General features: G+C 73.1%; 22 protein-coding genes. 10 read left to right on the forward strand and 12 right to left on the reverse strand.

Going from position 1 to position 25,035, the window contains the following annotated elements:
- Positions 1-95: 95 nt before the first annotated feature.
- The 3 genes from WMF24_RS46655 to WMF24_RS46665 all read right to left on the reverse strand — a co-directional run bounded on the left by WMF24_RS46655 (position 96) and on the right by WMF24_RS46665 (position 2,813).
- Entirely contained in the window at positions 96-818 is a 723-nt protein-coding gene (locus WMF24_RS46655) for an HAD family hydrolase (protein ID WP_437733953.1), read from the reverse strand.
- Positions 819-934: 116 nt separating this feature from the next.
- A complete protein-coding gene (locus tag WMF24_RS46660) occupies positions 935-1,291 on the reverse strand; it encodes a c-type cytochrome (RefSeq protein ID WP_437733954.1) in 357 nt (118 codons plus the stop codon).
- Between the two features lie 13 nt (positions 1,292-1,304).
- On the reverse strand, positions 1,305-2,813 hold the full coding sequence (locus tag WMF24_RS46665) for a PQQ-dependent sugar dehydrogenase (protein ID WP_437733955.1): 1,509 nt from the start codon (positions 2,811-2,813) through the stop codon (positions 1,305-1,307).
- A gap of 263 nt (positions 2,814-3,076) precedes the next feature.
- On the opposite strand from WMF24_RS46665, the gene tam reads away from it, so the two are divergent.
- Entirely contained in the window at positions 3,077-3,847 is a 771-nt protein-coding gene (tam, locus tag WMF24_RS46670) for a trans-aconitate 2-methyltransferase (RefSeq protein ID WP_437738942.1), read from the forward strand.
- A 53-nt stretch (positions 3,848-3,900) separates the two neighbouring features.
- Here tam and WMF24_RS46675 read toward each other — a convergent pair whose 3' ends face one another.
- Positions 3,901-4,281 (reverse strand): hypothetical protein, encoded by a 381-nt coding sequence (locus tag WMF24_RS46675; protein WP_437733956.1) that lies wholly within the window; start codon positions 4,279-4,281, stop codon positions 3,901-3,903.
- A 192-nt stretch (positions 4,282-4,473) separates the two neighbouring features.
- Here WMF24_RS46675 and WMF24_RS46680 point away from each other — a divergent pair, with 192 nt between their 5' ends.
- Positions 4,474-5,496 (forward strand): hypothetical protein, encoded by a 1,023-nt coding sequence (locus WMF24_RS46680; protein WP_437733957.1) that lies wholly within the window; start codon positions 4,474-4,476, stop codon positions 5,494-5,496.
- Between the two features lie 192 nt (positions 5,497-5,688).
- Here the strand turns inward: WMF24_RS46680 and WMF24_RS46685 are convergent, their stop codons facing one another.
- Positions 5,689-6,222 (reverse strand): MarR family winged helix-turn-helix transcriptional regulator, encoded by a 534-nt coding sequence (locus WMF24_RS46685; protein ID WP_437733958.1) that lies wholly within the window; start codon positions 6,220-6,222, stop codon positions 5,689-5,691.
- Between the two features lie 50 nt (positions 6,223-6,272).
- Between WMF24_RS46685 and WMF24_RS46690 the strand changes: the two genes are divergently transcribed.
- Positions 6,273-6,950 (forward strand): DUF4336 domain-containing protein, encoded by a 678-nt coding sequence (locus tag WMF24_RS46690; protein ID WP_437733959.1) that lies wholly within the window; start codon positions 6,273-6,275, stop codon positions 6,948-6,950.
- A gap of 43 nt (positions 6,951-6,993) precedes the next feature.
- Here WMF24_RS46690 and WMF24_RS46695 read toward each other — a convergent pair whose 3' ends face one another.
- Both WMF24_RS46695 and hisC read right to left on the reverse strand, forming a co-directional pair.
- Positions 6,994-8,547: a DUF4832 domain-containing protein gene (locus tag WMF24_RS46695; RefSeq protein WP_437733960.1), complete on the reverse strand. Its 1,554-nt coding sequence runs from the start codon at positions 8,545-8,547 to the stop codon at positions 6,994-6,996.
- A gap of 307 nt (positions 8,548-8,854) precedes the next feature.
- A complete protein-coding gene (hisC, locus tag WMF24_RS46700) occupies positions 8,855-9,943 on the reverse strand; it encodes a histidinol-phosphate transaminase (protein WP_437733961.1) in 1,089 nt (362 codons plus the stop codon).
- A gap of 169 nt (positions 9,944-10,112) precedes the next feature.
- Between hisC and WMF24_RS46705 the strand changes: the two genes are divergently transcribed.
- Together WMF24_RS46705 and WMF24_RS46710 are read left to right on the forward strand one after the other, a co-directional pair.
- Positions 10,113-10,670 carry a glycine cleavage system protein R gene (locus tag WMF24_RS46705; protein ID WP_437733962.1) on the forward strand — a complete coding sequence of 186 codons (558 nt, stop codon included), beginning with the start codon at positions 10,113-10,115 and terminating at the stop codon, positions 10,668-10,670.
- A gap of 216 nt (positions 10,671-10,886) precedes the next feature.
- Positions 10,887-11,825 carry a hypothetical protein gene (locus WMF24_RS46710; protein ID WP_437733963.1) on the forward strand — a complete coding sequence of 313 codons (939 nt, stop codon included), beginning with the start codon at positions 10,887-10,889 and terminating at the stop codon, positions 11,823-11,825.
- 22 nt (positions 11,826-11,847) lie between these two features.
- Here the strand turns inward: WMF24_RS46710 and WMF24_RS46715 are convergent, their stop codons facing one another.
- A complete protein-coding gene (locus WMF24_RS46715; RefSeq protein ID WP_437733964.1) occupies positions 11,848-12,630 on the reverse strand; it encodes an HAD family hydrolase in 783 nt (260 codons plus the stop codon).
- 220 nt (positions 12,631-12,850) lie between these two features.
- Between WMF24_RS46715 and WMF24_RS46720 the strand changes: the two genes are divergently transcribed.
- The 3 genes from WMF24_RS46720 (at position 12,851) to WMF24_RS46730 (ending at position 14,638) form a co-directional block, all read left to right on the forward strand.
- Positions 12,851-13,639: a Uma2 family endonuclease gene (locus tag WMF24_RS46720; RefSeq protein WP_437733965.1), complete on the forward strand. Its 789-nt coding sequence runs from the start codon at positions 12,851-12,853 to the stop codon at positions 13,637-13,639.
- A gap of 71 nt (positions 13,640-13,710) precedes the next feature.
- Complete coding sequence (locus WMF24_RS46725; RefSeq protein WP_437733966.1) at positions 13,711-13,980, forward strand: DUF2277 domain-containing protein; 270 nt, start codon at positions 13,711-13,713, stop codon at positions 13,978-13,980.
- 79 nt (positions 13,981-14,059) lie between these two features.
- The gene (locus WMF24_RS46730) at positions 14,060-14,638 is read left to right on the forward strand and encodes a Uma2 family endonuclease (protein WP_437733967.1); all 579 of its coding nucleotides are present in this window, start codon (positions 14,060-14,062) and stop codon (positions 14,636-14,638) included.
- 82 nt (positions 14,639-14,720) lie between these two features.
- On the opposite strand, the gene WMF24_RS46735 is transcribed toward WMF24_RS46730, so the two are convergent.
- Both WMF24_RS46735 and WMF24_RS46740 read right to left on the reverse strand, forming a co-directional pair.
- Positions 14,721-17,201 (reverse strand): substrate-binding domain-containing protein, encoded by a 2,481-nt coding sequence (locus WMF24_RS46735; RefSeq protein WP_437733968.1) that lies wholly within the window; start codon positions 17,199-17,201, stop codon positions 14,721-14,723.
- Positions 17,202-17,359: 158 nt separating this feature from the next.
- Positions 17,360-18,124, reverse strand: a complete 765-nt coding sequence (locus WMF24_RS46740; RefSeq protein ID WP_437733969.1) for an SDR family oxidoreductase — start codon at positions 18,122-18,124, stop codon at positions 17,360-17,362.
- A 158-nt stretch (positions 18,125-18,282) separates the two neighbouring features.
- Here WMF24_RS46740 and WMF24_RS46745 point away from each other — a divergent pair, with 158 nt between their 5' ends.
- Both WMF24_RS46745 and WMF24_RS46750 read left to right on the forward strand, forming a co-directional pair.
- Positions 18,283-19,143, forward strand: a complete 861-nt coding sequence (locus tag WMF24_RS46745; RefSeq protein ID WP_437733970.1) for a helix-turn-helix transcriptional regulator — start codon at positions 18,283-18,285, stop codon at positions 19,141-19,143.
- A 200-nt stretch (positions 19,144-19,343) separates the two neighbouring features.
- Positions 19,344-20,081: a glutathione S-transferase family protein gene (locus WMF24_RS46750; RefSeq protein ID WP_437733971.1), complete on the forward strand. Its 738-nt coding sequence runs from the start codon at positions 19,344-19,346 to the stop codon at positions 20,079-20,081.
- A 63-nt stretch (positions 20,082-20,144) separates the two neighbouring features.
- On the opposite strand, the gene WMF24_RS46755 is transcribed toward WMF24_RS46750, so the two are convergent.
- Positions 20,145-22,625, reverse strand: coding sequence for a beta-propeller domain-containing protein (locus tag WMF24_RS46755; RefSeq protein WP_437733972.1), 2,481 nt, complete (start codon positions 22,623-22,625; stop codon positions 20,145-20,147).
- Positions 22,626-22,901: 276 nt separating this feature from the next.
- A complete protein-coding gene (locus WMF24_RS46760; RefSeq protein WP_437733973.1) occupies positions 22,902-24,740 on the reverse strand; it encodes a TolB family protein in 1,839 nt (612 codons plus the stop codon).
- Between the last annotated feature and the right edge of the window lie 295 nt (positions 24,741-25,035).

Below are 25,035 nucleotides of genomic sequence, written 5' to 3' on the forward strand. Positions count from 1 at the left end.
CGCGCGGACGTTGAGCGGCGCCCGCCCCTGGGCAAGCCTCGGGCTGCCGTCGGCTCGGCGCCCCTCGAGGGCCGAGGCAGCGATCGCTCGCGCGCTCAGGTGTACCGCTGCTGCGGGGTCTTCTCGGCCTGGGGAGCGGTGCTCGCGCCGTCCGCGCCGCCGCCGAGCGGCGAGGCGTCGAGCTTCGCGAGGAGATCGGCCGGCCCGTCGTAGACGGCGATGGCGCCCGCGAGCCCGCTGTCGGTCCAGCCGCCCGAGCGGAAGCCGATCGTGCGCAGGCCAGCCCGCGCCGCGGCCTCGACGTCGTACGGCGTGTCGCCGATCATGACGACCTCGCCGGGCGGCAGCCCCAGCTTGTGGAGCGCCGCCTCGACGATGTCCGGATCCGGCTTGGAATTCTCGGCGTCGCTCGACGACGTGGCGCTCTCGAACACCCCGTTTGCGCCGGTCAGCTTGAGCAGCTCGCGGAGCTTCTCCTTCTGGGCGGAGCTCGCGACGACGATCTTGAGGCCGCGACGGTGGAGCGCCTCGAGGAGCTCCTTCGTGCCGGGGAAGGCGCGGAGCCCGGGCAGGAGCTGATCCATGAAGATCTCCGAGCAGCGCGCGCTGATCTTCTCCCCTTCCGGGCTGTCCTTGGAGATCCCCGTCACCTCGGGCAGGAGCTTGTCGCCGCCCATCCCGATGCGGCGCCGCACCTCCTCGAACTGGACCTTGTGCCCGAACTCCTCCAGCGCATCGACCCAGGCGCGCGCGTGCGCGTCGTTGCTGTCGATCAACGTGCCGTCGACATCGAAAATTACGCCGCGAATGGATGCCATGACCCGGCTCCTCTCCTGTTGTTGCTGGTTGGCTGGCGTGGGACTCCGCCTCTTCGAGGCGGCCTGCCGGGCGGCTGTGTCGCGCCGGGCGCGGCGCTGCGCCCCCGGCCGCCCGCTCAGTCGTCCTTCTCGTAGGTCCTGATGGACATCATGTAAGCGATGACCGCGTCCACGTCGGCGTCGGAGATCTCCTGTTCCGAGAAGGCGGGCATCGCGCCGAGCCCGCTCCGGATCTGGAGCCGGATGGCCGCCGCTGGCGCGGGCTTGTTGTTGAGGCCGGGCCCCAGGCCGCCTGCGCCGCCCGGGTGGCACTGGTGGCATTGTCTCATGAAGACCACCTCGCCTCGCCGCTCGGGCGGCTCGTCGAGCGGGGGCGGCCCGAGGATCGGCTCGCTCCTGCGGGACGAGCCGCAGCCGATCGCGAGCCCGAGGGACGTGGCGAGGAGACAGCAAAGGACAGCGCGGTGAACCATGGTGTCTCCTCCTTCAGCCTGCGTTGGCCGCGCGGGTGATGCGGAAGAGCGCGCCCGTGCCCTGCTGCGGTTTTGCGCCGCGCTCATCCATGAGCATGACGCCGAAATCGACGACGTAGAGCGACCTGCCCGCGGGGTCGAAGCGCACGGAGATGGGGCGCTCGAGGCCGCCCGACTTGAGCCGCGACGCGGGGCCGTTGTCCTTGCCGCGGTTGACGGCGAAGTCGCGGATGACGCCGGTCTTCAGGTCCACGCGGACGACCTTGAAGCCGACCGGGTGCAGGACCTTGCCGACGTCGGGCGCCTGATCGCCGAACTGCGCGACGAACGCCTCGCCGACGAAGCCGAACGACGGGTCGCGCGCGATGTCGATGCCGTTCGACGAGCTGTGCACGGCGAAGAGCGCGACCGGCTGCGGCGGCGGGTTCGGCCGTGTCTCGAGGAGGGCGGGCGGGGTCGGTCCCCCGGGCGGGGCATAGCGATCCTGCGAGACGGGGCGGCCGTCGGCGAAGTCGGGCCAGCCGTACCAGGTGCCCGGCGTCACGGCCCAGAGATAGTCGGCGTTGCCCCAGACCGGGCGGCTGCCGCGGTCGTCATAGCCGTTGTCGGTGACGAAGAGCTTGCCGTCGGGCGAGAACGCGAGGCCGAACGGGTTGCGGAACCCCCACGCCACGAGGTTGAGCGTCCCCCCGCGCACCGGCACGCGCATGACCGCGCCGCTGCAAGGCACCTTGCCCGGGATGACCTGCCCCTTCTGGGTCTGCGTGCCGAACGGGACGAACGCGCCGGTCGTGGCCTTGTCGTCCTCGTCGCGCGGCGTGAGCGGGTTCGACGAGGTGACGGTTGCGCCGGTGAGCGTCACGTCCTTGCAAGGGACGTCGTGGAACTCGGGGTGTCGCTTGAGCCACCCGAACTTGTGGTTGTCCTCGCCGACGATACCGCTGTTCGTTGCCGTGCCCTGGCCGAAGTAGATGTAGCCGTCGGGGCCGACGACGGGCCCGTTCGTGTGGTGATCGCCGAAGCTCGGGAGCCCCGCGACGAGGGTCTGGGTCTTGCCATCGGGCGCGATGCGGATGATCCGGCCGCCCTCGGTCACGCCGCCCTCCGAGACGATGAAGGCGCCGTCGGCCCAGGCGACCCCGGTCCATGGCGGGTTCTTGCCCGTCGCGACGACGGTCGTGCCGCCGCCCGGCTCGATCCGGAGGAGCCGCGGCGTCGTGAAGACCTCGCCGTAGGAGTACCCGGACTCGGTGACGTGGACGCGACCGGCGTCGTCGAACGTGACGCCGGTCGGAAAGTTGAGCCCCGTGGCGACCACCTCGATGACGTACCCGCTGGGCAGCGCGATGTCCGACGTGCGGATCGTCCTTGTCGGCGGCGGCGGTTTCGCTGTCTCGCCGCCGCCCGAGGAGGAGCGGGCGCTGAAGCAGCCTGGCGCCGCCGCGAGCGCGGCGAGCGCCAGGGCGAAAGTCGGTCTCGGTCGAGAGCGCGGTGGTGGACGGTGCTTGGCTTGGGCGTTCAAGAGATCTCCTCGGATGCGTGCCGGCGCGCGACGGCGGCCGGCGGCTGCGTGCCTGGACGGCGCGTGAAGCGGCCGCGGCCCTCGGGGCGCGGCTCGAGCAACGCACATGCCGAGCACCGCGGCGCCGCGACGGCGCGCGCCCGCGCGGCGCGCTCGTCGGGGTCGTGGCGACTTGGCGTGGCATGGGGCAAATCGCCACGCAGCGTGCGTCGGGCGTCGGGGCGGCGCTCGCGTGCTGCTATGCTGGCCCGCGGGAGGGCGCGATGGCGGACTGGGATCCTGCGCAGTACCTGAGGTTCGAGGACCAGAGGGCGCGACCGGCGGTCGACCTGCTCGGCCGGATCGACCTCACGGTGCCGGGGGACATCGTCGATCTCGGCTGCGGGGCCGGCAACATCACCCGCCTCGTGGCGCGGCGCTTTCCGGAGCGGGGGGTCGTGGGGGTCGACAGCTCTCCCGAGATGCTGGCCAGGGCGCGCGCTGCGCTGCCCGGGGCGCGGTTCATCGAGGGAGACATCGCGCGCTTCGCGCCGGCCGCGCCGCCGGCGCTGATCTTCAGCAACGCCGCGCTCCACTGGCTCGACGATCATGGGGCGCTGTTCCCGGCGCTCCTCGGGCGGCTGGCGAAGGGCGGCGTGCTGGCGGTGCAGATGCCGCGGAACCACGGGGCGCCGTCGCACACGGCGATGGTGGAGGCGAGCCGGATGCCGCGCTTCCGCGGCAAGCTGGCGGCGGTCGTGCGGGAGAGCCCGGTCGCGGAGCCCCGGGTGTACTACGAGGTGCTGGCGCCGCACGCCGCGCAGATCGAGATCTGGGAGACGGAGTACCTGCACGTCCTCGAGGGCGAGGGGCCGGTCGTCGAGTGGACCAAGGGGACGGCGCTGCGGCCGCTGCTCGCGGCGCTCGACGACGACGAGCGGGCCGACTTCCTGGCGGAGTACGGGCGGCGGGTGGCCGCGGCGTATCCGAAGGCGGCGGATGGGAAGACGCCGTTTCCGTTCCGGAGGTTGTTCCTCGTCGCGCGGGCGAGGTGAGGTGAGGGGCTGGGGGCGGAGATCCAGCGCAGCGGACGGAGTCGGGTGCTTCTTCAGCGCGTGTACTCGATGGCGCTGACGCCCTCGGCCTCGGGGAGGACGGTCACGAGCGCCTGCGCGCCGACGGAGCTCGACGAGAGTGAGGAGCGGACGACGACGAGCCACGTCCTGTCGCTCCGGCGCGCGATGAGGATGGCGCAGCGCTCGCCCTGAGGCGTGCCCGCGCGCGCCTCGGCTTCCTCGACGACGCGCGCCCCGGAGGCGTCGCAGCCGCCGATATCGAAGCTGCGGTGCGAGAGGGCGGTGAGCGCGACGCTCGCCGCTCTCCGGGCGGCGGTCTCGTCGGCGGTCGGCGCGGCCGGGGCCGGCGGCGGGGCGCATCCGGAGGCCAGCGCTGCGAGGAGAGGGGCCCACAGGGCGATCGTGCGTGTCACGGTGCTGTCGTATCGCGGCGGCGGTCCCGGTGGAAGCCCTGTCGCGGGCGGCGACGGAGCTTCGGGCCGAGGCTGCCCGCGGCTTCTGGCCGAGAGGCCCGACCGGTGGTGCCGCCGAGCTGCGCAGGTGCTTTACGGGGTCATCACGGACACAGCTCGTCTTTTACACGTCGAGCCAAGACGGATGCTTACGTGGTCGAGTCGCGGATCATCTTGCTAATTCGCTCGCATGGAAGAGTGAATGAATTGCTGGATGCCGGCTTGCCCAGCCGTCTGTCGCGCAGTAGCGTCTCGCCCATGCCGACACTCGAGCACAATGGCCTTGTCGACATGTTCCGCGAGAATCCAGAGCTCGCGCCCCATCTCCTCAAGCTCCTTTTTCACCTGGATCTCCCGCCCTATGCCACGGTCGCGGTGGTCGAGTCCTCGCTCGATCAGCTCATCCCGGTCGAGTTCCGCGCCGATCTGGTGCTCGATCTCCGGGACGACCGCGGGACGATCGTGCTGTCCATCGTCCTCGAGCTCCAGCGCGACATCGATCGGCGCAAGTCCTACTCGTGGCCAGTCTATGTCGCGGTCGTGCGGGCTCAGAAGGAGTGCCAGGCCGTGGTGGTCGTTGTCGCGCCCGACGCCGAGGTGGCCGCCTGGGCCGCGCAGAAGATCGATCTCGGCCTGGGGCTCGGGACGCTCCAGCCGCTGGTGATCGGTCCCGCGATCGTGCCCGAGGTGACGGATCAGGCGGAGGCGGAAAAGGAGACGGAGCTCGCCATTCTCTCGGCCGTGTCGCACGGCAACGGACCGAACGGGCTCGCCGTGGTCCAGGCCGCGCTCGGCGCGCTCGGGCGGTTCGACCGCGAGCACGCGGCGGTGTACTTTCAGATCGTCTACAATGCGTTGCGTGACCCCATGCGGAGGGCCCTGGAGGCGCTGATCATGGAACGGCAGACCGAAGGCAAGGCAACTTTCCCCCCGTTCGCCCAGCAGCTCATCGAGCGCGGCCGGCTCGAAGGCATCCGCGAGGGCAAGCTCGACGGCGTCCGCGAGGGGGAGCTCAAGGGAAAGCGCGACGCCTTGCTGCGGCTGGTCGCTCGCGCGGGGATCTCGCTCACCGCCGACGACCTCGCGCGAATCCAGGCGTGCGCGGACCCCGCGACCCTGGATCGGTGGGTCGACAACGTCCTCGGAGCAAAGAGCGCCTCGGACGTGTTCTCCTGACTTCTCCTGACGCTCCGGCTCGCCTCGCGGGCTTCCCCGACAGCCCCCGAGACCGACGAACGCGCCCTGTCTCAGCGCCGCGCGAGCCGCTCTGCCCGGAACAGGAGCTCCTCGTCCTGGAGCCGCCGCGCGATCTGGAGCGCCCGCGCCCGCGCCACGCCGCCGTGAACGTGCCGTGAAGGGCGCCGGCCGTCACCGGCGCCCCGGCCGCGCCTCATCCGGCGCAGGCGGCTCCGGCACCTCCGGCGGCTCCGGCGCCTCCAGCGCCGCGAGCAGCGCGGTGAGCCCCTTCTTGAGCGAGGCCATCTGCTTCTCGCCCAGCGACCGCGTGAGCTCCTCCTCCAGCTCCTGCAGCACCCCGAGCCCGTGGAGGAGCGCCTTGATGCCATGGGGCGTGAACCGCACCCGCTTCGCCCGCCGGTCGTCCGGGTCCGGCGTCCGCTCCACGACGCCCATCGCCTCCAGCTCCTCGACGAGCTGCCCCACCGCCTGCTTCGTCACCCGGGCGCGCTCGGCCAGGTCCGTCAGCCGCGTGCCCTCGAGGTCGATGTACGGCATCAGTGCCGTGTGCGCCCGCCGCACCCCGGGCGCGCCGCCCCGGGCCACGCGCGCCACCGCCCGCTCGTCGAGCAGCCGCGCCGAGCGCAGGAGGAGCTGCCCGAGGCTCGCGCGCTTGCGCCGCTCGAGCTCGGCGACATCGCTGGGATCGAGGTCGTGCTTGCTCATGATGGTCAAGTTGCTTGACTAAATGGTCAAGCAAGTTTACCAATTGGAGCATGCTGAGACAACTCGATCAAGCCCTCTGGGCCGCCGAAGACACGTTGAAGCTGCCCGGCGTCCATTTCCCGGTGCGATCTCCTGTCGTGCGCCTGGAGGGCGGCGGGCTCATCCTCTTCTCGCCGCTCCCGAGCGTGGAGCAGGTGGCCGGGGAGATCCGCGCGCTCGGCGAGGTGCGGGCGATCGTGGCGCCCAACCTGATGCACCACCTCGGCCTCGCGCCGGCGGCGCGGCTGTTCCCGGGAGCGCGGGTGTACGGCCCCCGCGGGCTACGCGACAAGCGCCCCGACGTGACGTTCACCGGCGCGCTCGACGACGCGCCGGACCCGCTCTGGTCGGCGGAGCTCGACCAGGTCGCGGTCGGCGGGATGCCCAGGCTCGACGAGGTGGCGTTCTTCCACCGGCCCTCGAAGACCCTCTTTCTCTGGGATCTCTGCTTTCACATCACGCAGAGCGAGCACTTCCCGACGCGCCTCCTCATGCGCCTGAACGGGGCTTACGGGCGGTTCGGGCCGTCGCGCGTCGCGCGCTCGATGATGCGCGATCGCGCGGCGGTGGGCGCGGCGGTGAAGCGGATGATCGCGTGGGCGCCGGAGCGCATCGTGGTGGCGCACGGCGACGTCGTCGAGCGTGGCGGGCAGGCCGCGCTGGAGAGCGCGTTCGAGCGGGTGCTGTGAGCGGGAGGGGCGCGGGCGCTCGGGCGGCGCCTCCGCGGCGTCGTTACTCGACCACCCTGACCGCGGCGTCGAGCAGGTTGACGCCGCTCTCGCTGTCCCACGTCGCGCCGCTCGAGAGCCGGATCGCGTAGCGCGGGTCGCCGCGCAGGCGCTCGGATTCGTCCGGGAGCCACAGGCCGAGCTGGTAGTCGCCCGGGGGGAGGTCGTCCGGGAGCTGCGCCCCGAGGCAGAGCTCGCTCTCCTCGCCCGGCGCCCAGCGCCGCGGGTCGGCGTCGACCTCCACGAAGCGCCGCGTGGCGCCCTGCTGGAGCACGAGGTAGACGGGGCGCGGGTTGTAAGCTCGGGCGACTCCGTCGTTGAACACGCGCAGCCGGAGAGAGAGCGACTGTCCGCGCGCGACCTGCTCGGGCGACTCGTGCCCCATCACGACGAAGCGGTACCCGAGCCGGCAGGCGATCGCCTCGAAGCAGCCCTCGGAGCGCCAGCCCTCGATCACCTGCTCGTGATAGTCCGTGTTGATGAAGCTCCAGTGGTGCAGCGCGAGCTCGTCGAGCGCCGAGCCGCACGCGCTGCGCGGCGGGTTTAGGCCGCACGTCTCGCCCCCGACGGGAACGAACGCCGAGTCCGCGACGGCGTAGTCCTTTTCCCCGGGGAGCTGGTAGGTGCCGACGTCATCGGCGCTCGCGAGGAAGCAGTCGTTCAGGTGGCCGACGCGCGAGAGCGGCGCCCCGGAGAACGCGGTCTCCTCGGTCAGCGGGCCGCCGTACGCCTCGCGCTTGTGCGAGGGGCGGCGCGCGAGGATCATCCGGTTCTCCGGGATGGCCTCGAGCAGCGCGTCGAAGATCTGCTTGCGGCTGTCGGGGCTCGTGAGATCGTTCGTGGAGGAGTGCCACTCGCCCCAGGCGCCCACGAAGCCGGGATGCAGCACCGCGATGACATCCGCGTTCTGCTCGAGCACGGGCTTGAGCTGGTCGATGTGGGACAGCACGCGGCCGAGCGGCGCGTCCGGCGCGGTGCCCGTGTCCGCGTAATAGAAGCGGGGGAGCACCTTGAGCCCCGCCGAGCGGACGGCGGCGAAGCTCGCGTCGAGCTGGTCGATGAGGCGCTCGTCGATGTCCCGCGTGCGGTAATCGTCGATGAGCACCTTGCCGTAGACCAGCGTGTAGCCGTCGGCCCGGAGGTTCGAGAGCGAATCGAGGCTCCGCAGGTCCTTGAAGCGGAAGACGCCGCGCTCGGGGTTGAGCACCCCGCTGCACTCGGGGTCTGTCGAGGGATCCTCGCCCGCCGCGAACAGCCTTGGCGCATAGGAGCGCTCCACGGTGGCGCCGCCGAGCCCGCAGGCGCCGGGCGGCTCACCGGGCTCGCCGTTGCCGCCGTTGCCGCCGTTGCCGCCGCTGCTTCCGCCGCCGCCGGCGCTGCCGTCCATCAGCGGGAGGCCCGCGCCGGTCCCGCTGGAGGCCAGCGCGTCGACCGGGCCGCCGTCGCCCGCGCCCGCGCCGCACGCGCTCAGGAGGGCCAGGGCAAGGCAGGGGACGCTGCCCGCGCGAAGAGAGCGCGACAGGACGTGAAACGATGACCGGCTGCTCTGGTGACGCATAAGCGAGCTCCTGGTGATGAAGAATTGAAGCTGGACTGCACTGGATTGCGATCGCGCTGTCGAGCGCGCGTTCGGCGGAGCCTCGATGCATGGCCGAGGCCACCGGCGCAGCCCGCAGGAACGGGGGGCGCGGAGACCAGGAGCTGCGCAGCGATCGTACACCTGCGCATGCAGCGGACAGCAGGTGAGGTCGGTCAGCGGGGAGCGACCGATGGGGCCGCCTGCACTGCGGCGAGGATCTCGGATGGAGTGTGCTGCTCTCTTGCCAGCGCGCAGCCCGCGCCCGCGGCCCGGGGCTCGTGGCCTGTCACGCCCCGGCGGCGGCGCGAGAGAGCTCGTCGATCGCGCCGAGCAGCGCGTCGCACTGCTCCGGTGTGCCCACCGTGATCCGCAGCTTGTCGGCGATGCGCGGCGCGTCCCAGTAGCGCACGAAGATTGCCCGGTCGTGGAGCGCCCGGTACAGCGCCTGCGCCGACAGCCCGCCGGCCGGCGGCGTCGCCAGGACGAAGTTGCTCTGGCTCGGCGCCACCGTGAACCCCCGGTCCTCGAGCGCGCGCGTCAGCCGGGCTCGCTCCGCGATCACCTTCTCCCAGCTCTTCCTCGCCTCGTCGCGCGCGGAGAGCGCCGCGGTCGCCGCGGCCTGCGAGAGGACATCGGTGTTGTAGCTGTCGCGCGCCTTGTCGAGCGTCTCGATCAGCCGCGGGTGCCCGAGCCCGTACCCGAACCGGAGCCCGGCGAGCGAGTACCCTTTGCTCAGCGTCCGCAGCAAGAGCACGTTGTCGAGCCCCCGCGCCGGGTCGAGCAGCGGCGTCGCGTCGGTCTCCGCGAAGTCGACGTACGCCTCGTCGATCAGGAGCACGCCGCGGAACGCCCGCGCCAGCCGCTCGAGCTTGTCGAGCGGCTCGTGCCGCCCCGACGGCGCGTGCGGGTTCACGAGGAGCGCGAGCCGGCAGCCGCCATCGTTCAGGCGGCTCGCGAAATCCTCCGGGACCGCCCAGTCCTCCTCGAGGGGGACCTGGGTGATCGTCGTGCCGTGGATGTCCGCGAGGACGTCGTAGAGCGAGTAGGTCGGGTACGTCTCGCCGAGGCCGCGGCCGCCCGGCTCGCAGAACACCGTCACCGCCAGGCGCAAGAGCTCGTCGCCGCCGTTCGTGGCGATCACCTGCTCGGGCGACAGCCCGTGGAGCCGCGCGGCGGTCTCGCGGAACTGCTGCGCCCGCGGCGGCGGGTAGCGGCGGAGCTGATCGGCCGAGACGCGCTGGATCGCCTCCAGCACGGCGTCCGGCGGCGGATAGGGGTTCTCGTTCGTGTTCAGCTTGACCACGTCGGCCCGCTGCGGCTGCTCGCCGGGCGTGTACGGCGTGAGGCGATGGATGTTGTCGCGTTCGTACGGCATGGGGATGGCAGTCCCTCTCGCGCACTGGCCCGCCGGAGACAAGCGCTTCGTCCGCTGGATTCGCTCGCCCCTCGGGGGAGAGCTCCGCCCCGCGCGAACGAGGAGACGCGCGGCCGCGGCGGCGGGCGCTGGTCGCGCCGGCCGCGCGGATCGGACTAAGATGCGCCGCATGACGACGACGCCCGAGCCCGAAACCTTCCTGGTCCTCTCCTGCCTCGGCCCTGACCGGACGGGCCTCGTCGCGGAGGTGACGCACTACCTGACCGAGCGCGGCGCCAACGTCGAGGACAGCCGGATGGCGGTGCTCGGCGGCGAGTTCGGCATCCTCCTGCTCGCGTCGGGCCCGCCCGGCGCGATCGAGGCGGTGGAGCGCGACGCCGAGGCGCTCACCCGGGCGACGGGGCTCTCGGTGCAGAGCCGCAGGACGAAGAGCCCCGAGTCGCACCGGCGCGCCGCGAGCATCCCGTGCGTCATCTCGGTCGACGCGCTCGATCACGAGGGGATCGTCCGCGCCGTGTCGCGCGCGCTCCACGGCGCCGGCGTGAACATCGTCTCGCTCGAGACCTCGGCCTACGAGGCGCCGGTCACCGGCTCGCAGCTCTTCCGGATGGAGGCCCGCGTCGACGTCCCCGCCGGGGTGACGCTCGCCCAGCTCCGCAAGGCGATGGACGCCGTGGCGGAGTCCGAGAACCTCGATATCGACGTCCGCTCGCTCATCAAGGCGTGATGCCGTGACGGCAGGCGCCGCGAGGGCCGGCGCCGAACGCGCGAACGGCGCAGCCGCCGGGAGCGCCGACACCCACGAGCTAACGCCCTGGACGCCGCCGCTGCTCCGGCGCTGGTCGCGTTGCCCCGGCGCCTGTGGCGACCGGCGCGGCGAGCTCGCGGCCGCCTTGCGAGAACGCCGGCCACTCGGCCGGAAGAAGCGCTATCGTCGTGGGCCATGCCCTTCAGCAACCTCAGCTCTCCCCGCAAGGTGCACAGCCTCGACGCGGAGATCCGCGGGGCCGCGTTCCTCGCGACCCCCGGTCTCGTCGCCATGGTCTCGACCGATCCGGTGCGCCTCGGCGTCTGCCCCGTCGGAGGCTCCGGCGCGAAGACGACGAACCTGTCGCTGTCCTCCGCCGAGGACGTGGCGCTCCTCTCGAAGGACGTGGCCGTCGTGCGGAGCGAGGACGCTGTGTGGGCGCTGCTCGGGATCACGCACGGCCCGAAGCTCGACCAGGTCGGCCGCGACGCGCGGCTCCTGGCCACGTGCCCGTCGGGCGCGACGGCGCTGGCGCTCGGCTGGGACGGCAGCGCGACGGAGCTGAAGCTGGACAAGAACGAGGTGAACGGCCGCACGTTCGCGGTGCGCGGCGCGGCGCGGGCGTTCGACCTGACCGAGACCGAGACGCACGTCGTGATGGACGGCGCGGGGGAGGGGGGCGAGCTGCGCGTCCACCCCGGCCCGACGCCCGAGCCCGGCCCGACGCTGCGCGCCTCGCTGCCGCGCGCCGCCCAGAACCTGAACCGCGTGCGCGCCGGGGCGAAGCTCACCGCCGTGTACAAGCGCGGCGCGAGCGCCGTGTGCGCGGTCGTCCGGTCGTCGGGCAAGCTGACCGCCAGGCTCATCGAGCTGGGCGAGCCCGTCGCCGACGTGGCCGTCCTCGAGTCCTGCCTGTTCGCGGCGTTCGCGGACGGTCGCGTCGCGCTGTTCGACGGCGCCGCCATCGAGGCCGCCTCCGCCGCGCCGCCCGCGCCGACGGCCAGCGTCACGCTCGGCGCCCGCGGCGAGCCCACGGCGCTGGCCGTCGCGGGCAAGGGGTCGCCGAGCCTGTGGGTGGGGACGAGCGCCGGGGAGATCTGGAGCCTCTCCCTCGTGCGCAAGCAGGGCGGCTGAGGCGCTCCGCAGCCCGCCCAGCTCACGCCGCGCGCGCCGCGAGCCGCCCCTCCGCCAGCGCGTCCGCGTCGACGTCGTCGAGCGTCGTCACGACGCGATCCGCCCCCGCGGCGACAAGCAGCGCGCGGTCGGCGTGCCGGGCCACGCCGAGCGCGGTCATCCTGCCCGCCTTCGCGGCCATCACCCCGGCGGGGGCGTCCTCGACCACGAGGCTGCTCGTCGGCGGGACGTCGAGCGCCTCCGCGGCGGCGAGGAACAGGTCCGGCGCCGGCTTGCCGCGCGCGACCTCGGCGCCGCAGAGGTCGGCGTCGAACAGGTCGAGCAGCGTCGCGCCCGGCGCGACGGGCGGGCGGCGGACGCCCTGCGGCTCGGCGAGGGCGTCGGCGCGGATCCGGCGGAGGAGGCGGCTGGCGTTCCTCGACGACGACGCCGCCGCGAGGCGCACGCCGCGCGCCTTGAGCCCCAGGATCAGCCGCGTCGCGTCCGGGAAGACCACGAGCTCCCCCGCGTCGATCTTCCGGAGCAGCGCCTCCTGCTTGCGCTCGGCGTAGACGCTGGCGCGCGCCCCGGCGCCGGGCACGCCGAAGTAGTCGAGCACCGCGCGTGCGCCGCTCTCGCGCGGCTTGCCGGCGACCTCGGCCTGGTAGACGGCCGTCGTGAACCGCTCGGGCGCGTACCGCGTCTCGGGCGCGATCGCGCGCCACTCGGTGGCCATCAGCGCCTCCAGCGCCTCGCGCCAGGCGCGCTCGTGCGGCGAGTCGACGACCACCCCGTCGATGTCGAAGAGGACCCCCTCGAAACGCATGCCGCCGACATGGCGCCGGCGCGCCGCACCGGGAGCCCCGGGCGCGCAGCGGCGCGCCGATGCGGCGCGCTGGTGCGGCGCGCCGCCGCGCTGGTGCGGCGCGCCGCCGCGCTGGTGCGGCGCGCCGCCGCGCTGGGCCGTGCCGCGCCGCGGGTGCGGCGCCCGGCCGCGCCCGTCTGCGGCTCCCGCCGCCGCGCCGGGGGTGCTACCTTGGAGGCTCGTGCCGCCTGTTCGCACCGGAGCCAACCCCGCCGCGACGCGCCTGCCGCGCGCGCTCGTCGTCCGCGATCCGGAGCCCGAGGAGCTCCGGGCGACCATCGACTGGTCCGACTGGTACCTCGACGATGGGGACGGCATCGGCGCGTGGGGCGAGCACGACGAGATCTCCCGCCTGCTCCTTTCGTCGATCGCGCAGCTCGCCCGCGAGCGCGGCTGGACCGACCACCACGCCGGCTCGGATCGGTTCTTCGCCTGGGTGCGCGAGGAGCCGCTCGTGCGCGTCTCGCCGGACGTCTACCTGCTCGACCACCGGCCCACGCCGCCGCTGCCCAAGCAGTGGCAGACGTGGCTGCCCGGCCACCGGCCGCCGCGCTTCGCGCTCGAGATCGTCGCGAGCGACTGGCAGAAGGCCTACGAGGACATCCCGCTCAAGTACTGCCAGCTCGGCTGTCCAGAGCTCGCCATCTTCGACCCCCAGGCCGCCTCGCAGCGTCCGCCCGCCGGCAGGGTCGCGCTCCAGGCCTACCGGCGCGATCCCGACGGCGCGTACGTGCGCGTGCACGCGGGCGCCGGCCCCGTGTGGAGCCCCGCCCTCGACAGCTGGGTCTGCGTGGTCGGGAGCGGGGCCGAGGCCCGGCTCCGCCTCGCGCGCCCCGGCGGCAAGGGCGAGCTCGTGCCCACCCAGGAGGAGGTCGCCGCGACCGAGGCGCGCGCCAGGGAGGCCGCCGAGGCGCGCGTCCGCGAGCTGGAGGCGCGCGTGCGCGAGCTGGAGCAGCTCGCGCAGGGCTGACGCGCGGCGCGCGCCGCGAAGGACGCCCGCCCGCTTTGGCCTCGCGCAGCGTTCGGCGGTACGCTCGCGGCATGTGCCGAAACATCCGTCCTCTGTTCAACTTCGAGCCGCCGGCGACGGAGGAAGAGATCCGGGCAGCGGCCTTGCAATACGTGCGCAAGGTGAGCGGAACCCGCAGCCCGAGCGGCAAGAACATCGCCTGTTTCGAGCGCGCGGTCGACGACATCGCCGCCATCACGCGCCAGCTCGTCGAGTCGCTGGAGACAACGGCCCCACCGAAGAACAAGGAAGTCGAGGCCGCGAAGGCCCGCGCGCGCAATCTGCGCCGCTTCGGCTCCTGACGCGCCAGAGGGCGTGCTCTACCGCGCTCCGGTCCGCCAGGGCTGGCCGAGGCCCCGCCGCCACGTTAGCTTCGCGTCCATGGGCAACGCCGCCTCCGCGCAGCGCATGAGCGCAACAGAGTACCTGGAGTGGGAGCGCGCGCAGGCCGCGAAGCACGAGTATCACCTCGGCGAGATCTTCGCGATGGCCGGCGGCAGCCCGCGGCACAACTTCCTCTCGAGCGCGATGGGCGCGGAGCTCCGCGCGGCGGTGCGCGGGAAGCCGTGTCACGTGCTGTCGTCCGATCAGCGGATCTCCGCGAAGCAGGGGGAACGCTATGTCTACGCCGATACCGTCGTCGTGTGCGGCGGCGTGCGGATGGAGCCGGGCGCCAGCGACGTCCTCGCGAATCCGAGCGTCGTCGTCGAGGTCCTCTCGCCGAGCACCGAGGCGTATGACCGCGGCGGGAAATGGGGAGCATACCAGCGCATCCCCTCGCTGACAGACTACCTGCTCGTCTCGCAGGTGTCGGTGCGCGTCGAGCATTACCGGCGCGAGGCCGACGATTCATGGCGTTACCGCGTGATCGAGGCGGGAGGCTCGATCACGCTGGCGAACGGCGCCACCTTGCCGATCGACGCCATCTACGAGGGCGCCTTCGAGCTCGACGCCGGCTGAGTCGCGAGCGCACGGCGGCGCGCGTCGCCTGCGCACGCGGCCCGCGCACGTGGACTGCGCGCGCCGCCTGCCCGCGCGCGGCTCAGGACCGCCGGGCGCGCGGCGACGGGCGGTAAACCACCCGGCCGCCCGTCTGCGACAGGGCGTACGCGAACCCGAGCTCGAGGGTCGAGCGCGTGACGACGCACCCGAGGTCCAGCCCCTGCTGCACCATGAGCTGCGCGGCCGCCGGGGTGATGCCGACGAGCACCACCTCGGCCCCGAGCAGCCTCGCCGCCCGCGCCGCCGCCATCAGGTGATCGGCCGCGACCGCGTCGACCACCGCCATCCCCGTCACGTCGATCAGCACAACGCGCGCCCGGCGCTCGGAGATCTCCCGCAGCATCGACTCGAGGAAGCGGCCCGTCCGCTGCACATCCATCGCCCCGATGATCGGCATCACGAGGATGCTCGGCGCGATGGGCACGACCGGGCTGGAGAGCTCCTGGATCGTGCCCAGCAGCGCCGCCTGGCGCTCGTTCGCCTCCTCGAGCGCCCCGGTCCGCTCGGTGATCCGCCGCACGAGCTGCGCGTTCTCGAGCGCCACGGCCAGCGTGTCGGTGATGCGCTCGATCTGCGTGAGATCCTCGGCCGAGCACGCCGCGCGCCGCTCGCTGTACAGGACGAGGACGCCGAGCGCGACCCCCCGGGCGAGCAGCGGGACGCCCACCAGCGTGAGCGCGCCGCCCCGGCGCGCCTCGACGACGTCGGGCAAGCGGTGGAGCACGCCGGCCGCCTCGTCGCCCGTCTCGTCGCCCGCTTCGTCGACGGCGTCGACGACGATGGAGCGGCCGTCGCTCAGCACCCGGCCGACGAGCGAGCCCGGATCGAGGCGGCAGCTCTCCTCGACGAAGCCCTCTTCCCCCACCTCCACGCCGACCGCGAGCAGCTCGATCGGACGGGTCGCCCGCGCCTGCCCTCGCCGGCGGTTCGCCGTCTTGCGCGCCGTCTCCAGGGCCAGGTGCTCCGACAGGGGGCGCGACCACGGCGTGCGCTCGAGGGTCACGACGTCGACGCCGGTGTCGATGAAGCGCACCGAGCGCCGCGAATCACCCTGCCTCGGCGCCGGGAGCCCGGCCAGCGCCTCCTCGACGCCGCTCGACACCATGTCGTGGAGCACCTGGATCGCCCGATAGCCCATGTCGTACTCGCGCTGGACCACGGTCGCGTGGATCGTCCCCTCCCGGAGCATCGCGATGGTCTCCGGGACGAGATCGAACGCGACGATCTTGAGGTCTCCCGCCCGGCTTAGGGCCCTCGCGGCCATGCCCCAGGCCGGGCCGTTCTCGGCGCACCCGCCGAAGGCGCCGGCGAGCTCTCCTTTCCGCAAGGCCGCCATGGCGAGCTCCAGCGCCCGCGACGTGTCGTACACGTTCTCGGAGGGAGGCTGCACCGCGATGCCCGCCCCGGCGACCGCCGCGCGGAACCCGGCGACGCGCTCGACCCCGTTGACCGCGCGGACCGAGGCGATCTGCGCGCCGACCGCGCCGCCGTCCGGCAGGAGCCGCGCCATCATCTCGCCCGCGAGCCGGCCTGCCGCCTCGTTGTCCGTGCCGACGTAGGCGAGCGCCCCGCTGCCCTCCACCGGCGGCGAGTCGAACATGACCACCGGGATCCCGGCCTCCCTGGCGCGCCGGACCACCGGCTCGAGGCGCGCGGCGTCGATCGGCGCCACGGCGATGCCGTGCACGCCCCGGCGGATCCCCTCGTCGAGGATCGCGACCTGGCTGCCCTCGCCGTCCGCGCCGCCGAAGCGGAACGTCAGGTCGACGCCGAGGTTGCGCCCCGCGGCGAGCGCGCCGTCGCGGAGGTTGTTCCAATAGCTCGTCGGCGCGCGCCGCGGGACGCGGTAGACGCGGACGTCGACGGCCCCTCCGGGGTCGCTCGCCGGCGCGCCCCCGCGGGCAGGGTCCTCCAGCAGCACGAGCTCCACGGCGCTCCATTGCGGCCGGAGCTGGATGCTCTTGATCCCGCTCGAGACGATCTCCACGAGCTCCTGCGGGCTGGCCTGCGTGGCCACCGCGTTCAGCACCTCCTCGAGCACGCGGTTCTCGTGGGCCGAGCGCGCCTTGTCGTCGTAGAGCTCGCGCCGCTCCAGCGCCGCGCTGGCGCTCTCGGCCACGGCGAGGAGCAGGGCCCAGCGCTCGTCCGGGGGCGGATCCGCGGCCGGTTGTTCGACGGCGAGCACGCCGATCGGCCGGCCGTGCATGCACACCGGCGCGAGGGCGACGGCCGCGCCCGCGCCGCGCCGCCCGAGCGCCGCGGCGTCCGGCAGGCGCGCCCTGTACCACGCGTCCGCCGGAACGACCCGGGCGCCCCCGCCCGGATCGGGCAGCGGGCCCGCGCTGGCCGGCCCCGCGTCCGACGGGACGCGCAGCAGGCCGTCGAAGCCCACGGCAGCCCGGTAGATCAGGCGATCCCCGTCTTCTATCAGGAGGCTGCCGCGCAGCGCGCCAGGCACGCTGTCCGTGGCGTCCTCCACGATGCGGTGCAGCGCTGCGGCGAGGTCCAGACCGGTGCTCATGCGCGTTCAACCCAGGCCCCACCCGACCGAGCGCCGCGAGGGCCGACGCTAGCAGGCGCGATCGGCCCGCCGCTTGTCAAGAATCCCTCGCCAGGCTCGCGCCGGGCCGCGGCGCTCGGCTTCGCGCGCCGGGCCGCGGTCCGTCCGGCGCGCGCGGCTCACACCTGCTGGGTCGGCATGACGGTGACGTGCGCCAGGTTCACGTGCCGCGGCAGGCCGACCGTGAAGGCGATCGTGCTCGCCAGGTCGTCCGCCGTGAGCCACGTGATCTCCTGCCTGGCGCGGGCGATCCACGCCTTGGCCGCCTCGTCGGTCATGTGACCCTGCAGCTCGGTGTCGACGAAGCCGGGCTCGACGACCGAGACGCGGACGTTCTTCGGGCCGAGCTCGGCGCGCAGGTTGCGCGAGAGGTGCGTGACCGCCGCCTTCGTGGCGCAGTAGACGGCGAACGTCGGGAACACGCCGTGCGCGGCGACGGACGAGACGTTGATGAGGTCCGACGGGCCGCCCTTCTTCGCCGCGGCGACGAGCGGATCGACGAACGCGTCGACGATCCGCATCGCGCCGGTGAGGTTGACCGAGATCATCTGCTCGAAATCGGCGACCCGGTGCTCCTCGACGCCGGAGGGCAACATGACCCCGGCGTTGTTGATCACGAGGTCGACGGTGCCGAGCTCCGCGGCGATGATCCGCGCGGCCTCGGCGACGGCGGTCCCGCTCGTGGCGTCGACGGAGAGCGCCAGCGCGCGCCCGCCCGCGGCGCGGATGCCCTGGGCGAGCGACTCGAGGCGGTCCTTGCGGCGCGCGAGGAGCGCGACGGCCGCGCCCTCCGCCGCGAGCTTGCGCGCGGTGGCCTCACCGATGCCGCTCGAGGCTCCGGTGACGACGGCGATGCGACCTGCGAGAGGAAGAGTTCTGGACATGGTGTCTGCTCCTGGTTGGGTCCCCGCTCGGGGGATGGCCGCACTCTGGATCTCCGCGCCGAGCCGAGGAAGATGGGCGGCGATCCTGGGATTCGCAATCCCTGGATACGGCAGCTCCGCCGGTGCATCTTTCCCGCATGCCCGAGGCGCGCGGAATCGTGAGCGACAGGCGGAGCGAGCTGGCGGATTTCCTTCGAGGGAGGCGGATGCGCGCGGCGCCGATCGCGGGCGGCGCGTTCCCGGGGAAGCGGCGGCGCACGCCGGGCCTCCGGCGCGAGGAGCTCGCGCAGCTCGCCGGGCTCAGCGTCGACTGGTACACGCGGCTCGAGCAGGGGCGCGACGTGAACCCGTCGCGCGAGACGCTCGAGGCCATCGCGCGCGTGCTCAAGCTCGACGACGACGAGCGAGGGCACCTCTTCTACCTGGCGCGCCCCGAGCCCGCCGGGGGCTCGGCGCGCTCCGCGGCGCAAAAGGAGCGGGCCGAGCCGGCGCTGGCGCGCGCGATCGAGGCGATGCGGGTGCCGGCGTGCGTCTTCAACGCGCGGTACGACGTGCTCGCGTGGAACGCGGCGGCGTGCCGCCTCCTCGTGGATTTCGGCGACGTCCCCCCGCGGCGGCGCAACCTGCTCTGGATGACCTTCCGGCACGCGGGCTACCGCGCGCGCTACGCGGACCTCGGCGTGATCGAGCGGGAGAGCGTGGCCGCGTTCCGCTTCAGCGCGAGCTCGTTCGTGGGAGATCCGGAGTTCGACGCGCTCATCGCCGACCTCCTCGAGTCGAGCGAGGCGTTCCGGGTGATCTGGGCGCGCCACGAGGTCCGCGCCAAGGTGAGCGGCACGAAGGCCTTCCGCGTCGAGGAGGGCGGCGACGGCAGCGGCGCGCCGCTCGTGCTCGAGTGGCACGCGCTCGCGTCGACGACGTCGAGCCGGCAGCAGCTCATCTATTTCACGGCGCGCGCGGCGGGGGGCCCCGAGGAAGAGCGCCGCTTCGCGGCGCTGTGCGGGGGCGACGGCGGGTGATGGGCCGCCGGGCGCGGCTGGCCGCCGGGCGCGGCTGGCCGCCGGGCGCGGCTGGCCGCCGGGCGCGGCTCAGCGCGGGCCACACGGCGCGCTCGCGCTCCGATCGACGCGCCGCGCGAGGCTGCTGACACCACGCTGTCAGCAGGCCGGCGCTACATCCAGCGCGGTCCACGACGGACCCAGACCCTCGGAGGTTGCTCATGATCACGCTCCATGGCTTCGGCCCCATGTTCGGCTTGCCGGAAGCCAGCCCCTTCGTGACCAAGACCGAGGTCCAGCTCAAGCTGCTGGGCCTCCCGTACCGGAAGGAGCGCGGCCGGCCCGACCAGTCCCCGAAGGGCCAGCTCCCGTTCATCGACGAGGACGGCCAGCGCATCGCCGACTCGCACTTCATCCGCGAGCACCTCGAGAAGAAGCACGGCAAGGACCTCGACGCCGGCCTCGACGCGCGCCAGCGCGCCGAGGCGTGGGCCGTCGAGCGCATGCTCGAGAGCCAGCTCGCCGTGGCCACGGGCTGCGCGCGCTGGCTCATCCCGGAGAACTTCGCGAAGGGCCCGGCGCACTTCGTCGACGGCGCGCCCGAGGCGCTGCGCCCGAAGCTGCGCGAGGAGCTCCTCGCGCGCGTCCGCGACAACTATCGCGCGATGGGCATCGGTCGGCACTCGGACGACGAGATCGTCGAGCTCGGCGCGCGCTCGCTCTCCGCGCTCTCCGTGCTGCTCGGGGACAGGCCCTACCTGTTCGGCGCGCGCCCCGCGGGTGTCGACGCGACGGCGTTCGCGGTGCTGGCCGGCCTCCTCACGCCGTTCTTCGACTCGCCGCTGCGGCGCAGGGCCGAGGGCTTCGCGAACCTCGTCGCGTACACCGCGCGGCTGATGCGCGCGTTCTACCCGGATCACCCGTGGGAGACGCCCCCGCCGGCGCGGCCGGGGGCCTGAGCGCCGCGGCGCCCCGCCTCGAAGGGCGCGGCGCCGCGGCGGGAGCGCCGCTGCCGCGCGGCGCTACTCCCCGCCGTCGGGCGCCGGCGCGGGGGCGGGCGTCGGCGCGGGCTCGGCGACGTCGCCGCCGCACGCGTACCACGAGGTCGAGGCGGGCAGGGCCACCGACGCGACGGGCGTCGCGAGGTCGTCGAGCGCGTTCACGAGCACGCCGCCGTTGGAGATCGAGTAGACGTGATCCTCGATGAACACGCCGCGCCACACGTCGGCGCTGCCGTAGTAATAGCACCCCGGCGTCGGCGTGAAGAAGCCGCTGTGGTCGACCGCCCCGAGCCTGGTGAACCCGTCCTCGACGTCGACGTTGAAGAGCTCCAGCGTGCTCGCGACAGCGCCGGTCTCCGCGTCGTAGCTCACGAGTGGGAAGGCGAGCACGCTGTGCTCGCCGTAGTACGTGAACGCCTTGTGGTTGTACTCGGCCTGCGAGGACGCAAACGGCCCCTCGATCGTCTCCTTGTGCAGCTGCGCGGGCGCCGACGGGTTCGTGACGTCGAAGATCTGCAGCGCCAGGCCGGTCACCCTGCCGTCCTCGTCCGCGTCCCTGCCGATCGCCAGCAGGTGCCCGTCGCCGAGCGGGTGCAGGTACTCGCTGAAGCCGGGGATCTTGAGCTCTCCCGAGACGGAGGGCGCCGCCGGGTCGGAGAGGTCGAGCACGAACAGCGGGTCGACCTGGAGGAACGTCACGACATAGCCGCGATCCCCGAAGAACCTGGCCGAGCGGATCTGCTCGCCGGGCGCCAGGTCGGTGACGGCGCCGACGCGCGCGAGCTCGGCGCCTTGCGCCTCGAGGACGAACACGCTGTTGCTCGTCGTCCACCTGGGCTCCGCCTGCACCATCGCGGTCGTCGCGACGCGGAGCTTGCCGTTGTGCTCATCGAGCGAGAACTGGTTGAGGATGTGGCCGGGCACCGAGCCCGACGCGACGTACCTGGGCTGGCTCGGATCGGCGGTCAGATCGAACTTGTGCAGGTGCGTGACATCGCTGATCACGAACGCCTCGCCGGGCGCGCCCGGCGACGCCGGCTCCTGCCAGCCCCGCGCGGCGACATAGAGCGCGTCGTGGCTCGAGTACACGGTGTCGGTCGCGCCGATGATCGACGTCGACGCCGGCGCCTCGTCGAGATCGCCGAGGTCGATCGCCTCGATCTGCGTGAGGCCGTACGACGTCGTGCCCGCCCCCGGAACGTAGAAGTCCGCGCAGCTCGCGCCGAGCTCCGTGACCGTCTCCCCCTCTTTCTCGAAGCGGTACGGCAGCCACGTCGACAGCGGCGCGGCCTCGATGATCGCCGTGTTCTCGGCGCGGAGCTCTTCGAACGCCGCGGCCCACGCCTCGGCGGTCTCGGGATACTCGACGAGGCTCTCGGGCCAGTAGGCGAGCGCCGGGCCGTGGGCGCCGCCGTTCAGCACCGTGCGGACGTTCTCGCCGGCGCGCCGCGCCGAGGTGTAGCTCCCCTCGAAGTAGAGCTCCTTGACCACGCTGGGGGCGCCGCCCGCGAGGCTGAGGACGGTGAGCTTCGTCAGCGGGGCGTAGACCCAGGGCCCCGCGGGATCTCCGGGCACCGGCTCGCCGACGGGGGGCGGGTTGTCCTCCGGCGCACCGGGGTCGCTCGGCTCGCCGTCGCTCGCCGGCGCGTCGGGGTCGCTCGGCTCGCCGTCGCTCGCGGGCGCCTCGGGGTCGTCCGCGCCGCCGTCCGGCGGCGCCGGCCTGTCGCCGCCGGACGGCGCCATGGGCGTGTCGCCACCGCCGCTCGCGGGGGCTTCCGGCGCCTCGTCCGGCACCCCTCCGCCCCCGGGGACGGGCCGGGCGACGCCGCCGCCGACCATGCTGTCGACGAGCATGTAGTCGTAGTAAACCGGCCGCGGCTCGACGCCCGCTCGTTCGTAGATCGACGCCCCGTTGACATCCGAGTACACGACGACCTTGTCGTCCGCCACGAACATCTCGCGCGGCTGCCCCTCGATCGCGAGCGAGCTGCCCACCGCGAGCGACGAGGCCGGCCACGCGGCCAACGTGTAGAAGCTCTGGCCGTGAAGCACGTAGAGGTTGTTGCCGTCGGTCTTGACGATATCCGCCTCGTCGACGCCCGCGACCTGGGTGTTCGTCTCGGAGTGGGTCGGGGCGCCGTTGCCGTCGTCCGCGGCGCCCGCGCCTTCGCCGCCGGGCGGCGCCGGAGAGGGCGCGCTCGGATCCGCGCCCTGGGTGGGCGTGTCGACGCTGCCAGGGACGCCGATGACGCCGCCGCCGCCGCGGATCTCTCCGTACACGGAGTAGCTCGCGATCATGGCGTCGATCTGCGCGTTCATCTTGCTGAGCGCGTCCCGCTTCAGCAGCGTCTCGAGGTCCTCGCAGGACTGCGCGCGCTGGAGCGCCGCGCTCTGCGACCCGTTCTGCGAGCCGTCCGTCGGTGACTCCGGGTCGCATCCGGCGGCGAGGAGGCCTGTTGCAAGGAGAAGCCAGAGGGAGGAAAGGGCGCGGTGTGTTCGCATGGTGCCGGGCATCTCGGCAAGCCCCGCGCCAGCCGTCCGCTCCGCAGGTTTTCCGCGGTTCACCGCACGCTGGGCCCCGCGCCGCCGCAGGAGCACGACATCCCCTGCACCGGCCAGGAGCACCTGGCACAGGTGTGCCATGCAGGTGGTATCACTGGATACCTCCGTCGGCGCGCGATGCTGTGGACATCCATGGATCCAGGACAGCACACCCGGTGCGCGCGTGCCTGTCCGCGGGATCGCGGGGCGCTCCCGGCCTGGCGGCCCCGCGCGGCCTCAGAGGGGCACGGGCGCGGGCGGGATCTTGAACACGTCCCATGCGGGCGTGTGGTTGCTTGTGCCCGCGTCCTGGTTCCAGAGGTAGATCGCCGGGTACGTGTGCACGGTCGTCCCCTCGACGACAACGCCGGTCACGTAGAGCTGCGAGGCCTTCTTGCCCGGGTCCTTCTGGAGGGTGTAGCCGTCGCGCGACGACGAGAAGATGACCCAGTAATAGGTCTTGCCGTCCACGGTGGTGGCCTCGGGCGACCACTGAGGCCAGCTGTTGTGGATTCCCGGGCTCGTGACGCCGAGGCACGCGGGCGGGTCGTTGGCCGCGAGCCGCGTCGCCGCGCCGCCGGCCGCGGGCACGACGTGGATGTCGGAGTCGGGGTTGTAATACATCTCCCCCGGGCCCGGCGTCCGGTTGAACGCGATGAGCCGGTCGTCGGGCGAGAAGGCCGGGTAATACTCGTTGAAATTCGGCTCCGCGGCGCCCTCGAGGGGCGTGGCCGCGCCGCCCTGCTTGTTGTTGTAGGGCACCGTGTAGAGATCGCCGGCGCCGGCGGCGAGCCGCCCGTCCTTGCCGGCGTCGGTCGACACGTACACGATGGTCGTGCCGTCGTTGCTCCAGTCCGGCATCATCGCCCCGCGCGTGTCGCCGTCGCGCGCGATGAACCCGAACGCCGCGCCCTCCGCGGCGGCCATCTCGCTCTTCGCCGTCGTGGCGTTCGTCGACTCGGGATAGGCCGGCGCTGACGCCTCGAGGTCGAACCACGCGAGGCGCGCGTTCGGCATGCTCGTGTGCGACTGGCCATCCCAGACGCTGCCGTTGTGCCGGCCATAGGAGGTGATGAAGATCCGGTCCCCGGGCGCGAAGTGCGCGGGCGACATCTTGGGCGGCCCGAGCCAGGCCTGGTTCATCGCCTCCGAACCGCCCGGCGTCACGTAGGCGGGGACGGCGCCGACCGAGTCTTCCTTCACGGACGCGATGGCGAGGTCCCAGGGCCAGTGATCCATGAACATGACGGCCTCGCCGTCGGGCGTCGACGTGTGGCACCCGATGCAGCGCACCTGGCCGTCGCCGCGCACGTTGCCGTTCTCGTCGCGCCGGCCGCCCTGCTGGACCTGGTCGACGCGGAGCGCGTCGACGACCCCCTCCTCGCCCACGCCGAACCCCGCGAGCCACGCGTCCGCGGGCCCCTCGCCGATCGCCGCCCAGTACACCATGCTGCCGCCGGCCGGGGCCGGCGCGATGGTGATGGGCCCGGAGCTGCCAAGCAGCGGCGCGCCCGGCGCGCTCGTCGACACGGAGCGGACCGTGATCGTGATCGGCTCGTCGCGGACGTGGGCAGCGAGCTTCTCCCACATGTCCTTTGGCATCTTCCATTCCCTGTTCGTCGTGTAGACGACAAGGTCGTTCTTCTCCCGATCGGCGTGCACGCGGATCTCGAACAGGTCCTGTCCCTGCGGCGCGGTCCACCGGAACCTCGGTCGAAGCCAGTTGTTCGGGAAGAGCGCCCCGATCTCCGGCTCGACGAGGCACGGGCCGCCCTGCGCGCCGCTGCCCGGCTCGCCGAACAGCTCGGGCGCGTTCGCCGGCGGCGGCGTCCCGCTCTCGTCGAACACGGGCGTCGCCGGAAAATCTTCGCAGACCTCGCAGGGGGGCGGCTCGACGGGGACGCCGCTGCCGACGCCGAAGATGTCTCCCGTCCCCGCGCCGATGTCGTCCGGGAGCCCGCCCGAGCCGCCGGTGCCCTGCCCCTGGGGGGACGAGGGGCCCGCGGTCGCCGAGCAGGCGACAGCGCACAGAGAGCCGATGACCAGAGTCCCGATCCGTTGTTGCAAGGTGCTCATGAAGGTTCCTCCGTGCGCGCGCCCAGGGCTCGCTCCGGCCCGATCAGCGCGGACGCCGTCGCCCGAGGGCGGGATCTCGAGGCCGCGGCCGGCGTTCCTTCTTCCGGACGCGAGATCGATGTGCCCCAGACCGGGCTGACGCGGTGTCGCGTGGCCGCCGTGGTGCGGAGTCGTCTCGCCGGGCTCCAGGCGGCCAGCAGCGGATCGCGAGAGCGCTCAGCGCGACGCTGGTGCCGCTGACGCCGTGAATGATGTGAAGAAAGTTGTGAGCAGATAGGAAGACACGGAAGCTTTG

Source organism: Sorangium sp. So ce1335 (assembly GCF_051521615.1).
In the GTDB taxonomy this organism is placed as follows: domain Bacteria; phylum Myxococcota_A; class Polyangia; order Polyangiales; family Polyangiaceae; genus Sorangium.